This window comes from Pinirhizobacter sp. (assembly GCF_035317885.1).
Taxonomy (GTDB): Bacteria; Pseudomonadota; Gammaproteobacteria; order Xanthomonadales; family Rhodanobacteraceae; genus Pinirhizobacter.
Window position 1 is genome coordinate 1 of the sequence record NZ_DATHFX010000456.1, and the last position, 3,688, is coordinate 3,688.

Consider the following 3,688-nt stretch of genomic DNA (forward strand, 5'->3'; position numbering starts at 1 on the left):
GGCGGGGATGTCCTGTCCGTATTTTTGGTGCGCCTTGGCCAGGTTCGCGTCGATCATGGGCGTGTCTTCACAGTGCGTGATGATCACCGTGGGGCAATCGCGGAAGATGCCGTCCAGTACCTCGGGGTCGTCCACCAGCATGTTGCCGGTGGAGGCACCCATGAACACCTTCACTCCCGGGGAGGTCTTTGGATCGAGCGCACGGATCGCCTCGAGGTTGTCGTTGCTGGCGCCCATGTAGAAGGCATAGTTCACCGCGGAAGTCTCCGCAGCCCGCGTGTACTTCGCTTCGAGCGTGTCGCGGTCGAGCGCCGGTGGCTTGGTGTTGGGCATTTCCATGAAGCTTGTGATGCCGCCGGCGGCGCAGGCGCGCGACTCGCTGCCGATGTCCGCCTTGTGGGTAAGCCCCGGTTCACGGAAGTGCACCTGGTCATCGATCATGCCGGGCAGCAACCACAGGCCGGAGGCGTCGATCACCTGTTCGCCGTCCTCGGGGACCAGTTCCCGGGCAATCGCGGCGATGCGGCCGTCGCGGACGCGTACGTCGGCGTGCAGCCGCTTGTTCTCGTTGATCAGCTCGGCGTTACGGATCAGCCAGGCATTGGTCATGGACGTTTAGTCTCCATGCGCGCGGCAGCGCGCCAAGGTGAAATGATCGGGCACGGGGTCGTGACCGCCGGTACACAGGGGCTGGCAGCGAAGTAGCCGCCATCCGGCCAGCACACTGCCACGTGGCGCCCCGAAGCGCGCGATCGCCACCCGGGCGTAATCCGAACAGCTAGGATGGAAACGGCAGCGCTGGCCCAGTAGCGGGCTAATCCAGCGCTTGTACTGGCGCAAGAGCCATTGCAGGAATCGGGACACGGGGCGGTTCGAAATACTCGTGTTTTGGGGGCGGCTGTCGTCGGGCGCATGGCGCCCCGGCGACAGTGGAAGGGGCTAGTATTTCAGAAGGCGGTTGCCGGGGTAAGTCATATTCGGCTATAACAGCCCGCCGCCGGGGGGGCGAACACTGGGTGAAGGACATGGCGAAGAACACACGTAGTTCCGCAGTATCCAAGACACCGGCCAAAAAAGCGGCAGGTGGCGCCAGTGCGGCCAGGAAGCCGGCCAAACCGGCAGTCCAGGCCGCCAAGGCGACCAAAGCTGTCAAGGCAACCAAGGCGTCCAAGGCGGTGAAGACCGTGAAGACGCCAGCGAAGAAACCGGTGGCCAAGCCCGCGCCGGCGAAGAAAACCGTCGCAAAGGCGCCGGTGAAAAAAACCGCGCCCGCCACCAGGAAGTCAACGCCCGTGAAGAAAGCAGCACCCGTGGCGAAGAAAGCCGCGCCAGACAAGGCCGCACCCGTGAAGAAGGTAGCGGCGAAGGCACCGGCGGCGGCACCCGCCAAAGCCGTGCCAGCGAAAAAACCTGTAGGAAAAACGCCTGTCGTGGCGAGCAAGAAGGCACAAGCAGCCAAGCCTGCGGTACCATCGCCCAAGGTTGCCAAAACGCCGGTCGCGAAGACCGCCGCTCCCGCACCTGTTGCACCGAGCCGCCAAGCGCCCCACGCCGCTACCGGCAAATCCGCCACGGCCACGTCGGTCGCGCCACGCAAGGCGTCGGCGGTGGGCAGTTCCTCACACAAGAACGAAAAGTCTGCGCAATCACGAATGAATAGTCTTGCCTCAGCTTCAAACGATAACGGCGTCACCCGCGAAGACGGGCGTTACGCCTTGCCCGCCACGACGAACGTGGACATCCCCAAGGGCTATCGCCCGAAGTCGGGCGAGGAATACATGAATCCCCGTCACCTGGCCTACTTCCGCAACAAGTTGCGCGACTGGCGCGACCAGCTGGTGGAAGAATCCCGCCAGACGATGGACAACCTGCGCGAAGAAGTCCGCGACGTCGGCGACGAAGCCGAGCGCGCCACCCGCGAAACGGAAAACTCGCTGGAGCTTCGCACCCGCGATCGCTACCGCAAGCTCATCTCCAAGATCGACGGCGCCCTGCGTCGCATCGAGGACGGCCGCTACGGGTACTGCGAGGAAACGGACGAAGAAATCGGCCTCGAGCGCCTGGACGCCCGTCCGATTGCCACGCTTTCGCTCGACGCGCAGGAACGGCGCGAACACCTGCAAAAGCAGATGGGCGACTAACCCATCGAGGAAAGAACCCCGCCTTGCGCGGGGTTTTTTTCAGGCCGCCATTGCCGCCGCATAAGCCTTGAGCTGCGCCAGCATGGCGGCCAGGCCGTTACTGCGTGTCGGCGACAAATGCTTGGCAAGGCCAATCTGCTGGATGTACGCAGGTTCCGTGGACACGATCTCCGCCGCGGACCGTCCGGAGTACACGCGCAGGATCAGGGCGATGAGGCCCGCCACGATGGCCGAATCGCTGGTGGCCTGGAAGGTCATGCACGCGGCATCGCCCGAGGGCACTAGCCACACCATCGACTGGCACCCGTGCACCCGGTATGGCTCGGTCTTCAGTTCATCGGGGAAGGGCGGAAGCTGGCGGCCGAGGTCGATCAGGTATTGGTACCGCTCGCTCCAGTCGCTGAAGAAGGCAAACTCCTCGACGATCGCGGCCTGGGCTTGGGCAGCGGTGGTTTCCTGCGGGGCGATTTCCCGTGGGCTGTTCACTTGGCCAGGCTCCAGCGCGTGCCTTGCGGGCCATCCTCGATGGTCACGCCCATGGCGGAAAGTTCATCGCGGATGGCATCGGCGCCGACCCAGTCGCGCGCGGCACGTGCTTCGCGGCGGCGTTGCAGCAGGTCTTCCACCATGCTGGCATCGACATCCTCGCTGATACCGCGCTTGAACCAGGCTTCCGGATCCTGCCCAAATAGCCCGAGCGCCGCGCCCGCGGCCAGCAGCGCGCCCTTGGCCGCCGGGCGCTCGCCGATCGGCGCCTTCCGCGCGGTATCGGCCAGGTGGGCGATTTCCGCCAGCGCCTGCGGCGTGTTGATGTCGTCGCACAGGGCCGCTTCCACCGCCGTGGGGATCGCTGAATCGGTGGGATCGATGTCGGCCAGGTCACGCAGCACGCCGTACCAGCCGTCGAGGGTGCGGATGGCTTGCGCGATGGTGGCAGGCGACCAGTCAAGCGGTTGACGGTAGTGGCCCCGCAACAGCAGCAGGCGTAGCGCCTCCGGCGGGTGCATCTTGAGCAGCTCATGCAATACCAGCACGTTGCCCAGCGACTTGGACATCTTGCGGCCTTCCATGTTCAACAAGCCGTTATGCAGCCAGAACCGGGCAAAGATACGGCCGCCATGCGCGCAGGTGCTCTGCGCCACTTCGTTCTCGTGATGGGGGAAGACGAGGTCCACGCCGCCGGCGTGGATGTCGATGGTCTGGCCCAGGTGCGCCGCGCTCATCGCCGAGCACTCGATATGCCAGCCCGGGCGGCCGCGGCCCCAGGGGCTGTCCCAGCCGGGCAGGGTGGCGTCGGAGGGCTTCCACAATACGAAGTCGGCGGGATTCTTTTTGTACGGGGCTACTTCCACGCGCGCGCCGGCGATCATGTCCTCCGGGTCACGGCCGGAAAGAGCGCCGTAGGCATCGTAGGATGCTACGTCGAACAGCACATGGCCCTCGGCCTCGTAGGCGTGGCCGCCCTCGATCAGCTTGCTGATCATTTCCACGATTTCATCGATATGGGCGGTGGCGTGGGGTTCAATGTCCGGCGGCAACACGCCCAG

General features: G+C 64.9%; 5 protein-coding genes. 1 reads left to right on the plus strand and 4 read right to left on the minus strand.

From position 1 onward, the window contains the following. A partial coding sequence (locus VK519_RS14940; RefSeq protein ID WP_524539000.1) for a dihydroorotase occupies positions 1-609 on the minus strand: 609 nt, incomplete at its 3' end. Between the two features lie 6 nt (positions 610-615). Continuing rightward, positions 616-864, minus strand: coding sequence for a membrane protein insertion efficiency factor YidD (gene yidD / locus VK519_RS14945; RefSeq protein ID WP_324351053.1), 249 nt, complete (start codon positions 862-864; stop codon positions 616-618). Between the two features lie 161 nt (positions 865-1,025). Between yidD and dksA the strand changes: the two genes are divergently transcribed. Continuing rightward, the gene (dksA, locus tag VK519_RS17870; RefSeq protein ID WP_414692758.1) at positions 1,026-2,141 is read left to right on the plus strand and encodes an RNA polymerase-binding protein DksA; all 1,116 of its coding nucleotides are present in this window, start codon (positions 1,026-1,028) and stop codon (positions 2,139-2,141) included. 39 nt (positions 2,142-2,180) lie between these two features. Here the strand turns inward: dksA and VK519_RS14960 are convergent, their stop codons facing one another. Together VK519_RS14960 and VK519_RS14965 are read right to left on the minus strand one after the other, a co-directional pair. Beyond that, positions 2,181-2,627, minus strand: a complete 447-nt coding sequence (locus VK519_RS14960; RefSeq protein WP_324351057.1) for a SufE family protein — start codon at positions 2,625-2,627, stop codon at positions 2,181-2,183. Continuing rightward, on the minus strand, positions 2,624-3,688 hold a 1,065-nt coding region (locus tag VK519_RS14965; protein ID WP_324351058.1), incomplete at its 5' end, for a cysteine--tRNA ligase. The genes VK519_RS14965 and VK519_RS14960, both read right to left, overlap by 4 nt.

Excerpts from the sequence above, each read along its gene's own strand:
- dksA (WP_414692758.1), top strand. The coding sequence starts at position 1,026 with ATGGCGAAGAACACACGTAGTTCCGCAGTATCCAAGACACCGGCCAAA.